This is a genomic window from Nonomuraea sp. NPDC050153 (assembly GCF_044460125.1).
Classification (GTDB): Bacteria; Actinomycetota; Actinomycetes; order Streptosporangiales; family Streptosporangiaceae; genus Nonomuraea.
This window is the reverse complement of record NZ_JBITJQ010000022.1, coordinates 1-923: the sequence shown is the minus strand read 5'-3', so window position 1 is coordinate 923 and position 923 is coordinate 1. Positions and strand designations below refer to the sequence as shown.

General features: G+C 69.9%; 1 protein-coding gene. It reads right to left on the bottom strand.

Features of this window, described 5'->3' with window-relative positions; genetic code table 11:
- Positions 1-149: 149 nt before the first annotated feature.
- Entirely contained in the window at positions 150-626 is a 477-nt protein-coding gene (locus tag ACIBQ1_RS39215) for a hypothetical protein (protein WP_397284972.1), read from the bottom strand.
- Positions 627-923 lie beyond the last annotated feature (297 nt).

Here is a 923-nt window from a genome sequence, read left to right as displayed (position 1 = left end):
GGGGGCACCACGCCCGGCGGGGCGCAATCGCCGCCCCCGCCGCCCACCACGAGGGGTATCTCGTCCGGGTAGCGGCCACCCTCTCCCCACCGGGGGGGGGGGGGGTCTCCCCCCCCCCCACCACAGCGTTTCCAGCCGTGATCCGGCGATTACCACCAATCGGTGCACTTAATGGCCGCCGGCTCGTGGCGACCCCACCTCAAGCAGGCCCGGAATCGCCAGTTGGCGTCGGAACTGGTGCGCTGTGCCGCGCTGGTCTTCGTCTGCCCGCCGGAGCTCACCTCGAACGGACCGCACTGGATCCAGGTCCTGCCGCCGTCCCGGGTCCAGTCCATCCAGACGCTGTCACCCCACAGGGTGTCCCCACCCAGGTGAGCCCAACCGCGGGTGACACCACCGATCCTGCCGTAGTAGAGGGTGGCAGTCCGTCCGAAGATGCTGACCGGGCCCACTGGCGCCTGCGTGCCCCGCAGGGTGTCGGGAATGTCGACGAAACCGTTGGCACCCCGCTCGCACTCCTGCGGCGTCGCGGCGGCGGGGGACGCCCCGGCGACCATGACCTGAGCCGTGAGCAGCCCCGTGGCGAGCGCGAGGACCAGGCCTCGACGGCGAATTCGGTGAAGCATGCGATGACTGTCCTTCCTGCTGGTCGAAGTGCCGTTCATCGCGCCGTGAACCGATCTCCCGTGCGAAGCTGGGGCGAGATCCCACCGATCGCGGAACCGACGCGACGCATTGAGTCAACCAAGGACGGCTGGCTTGTCGCTGTCTCGGCTCTGTCGCGCCTGCGATGGTCTTCAGACGGCGGGGCAGCCGTCACACGCGCAGAACGGTGACCTGGCGGCCGGTCGGTGTGCTCGCCTGCTCGAAGCCGCCTCGTTCCTTCCAGGGTGGGGCTTGTGGGCGCCGGTCGAAGACCACCA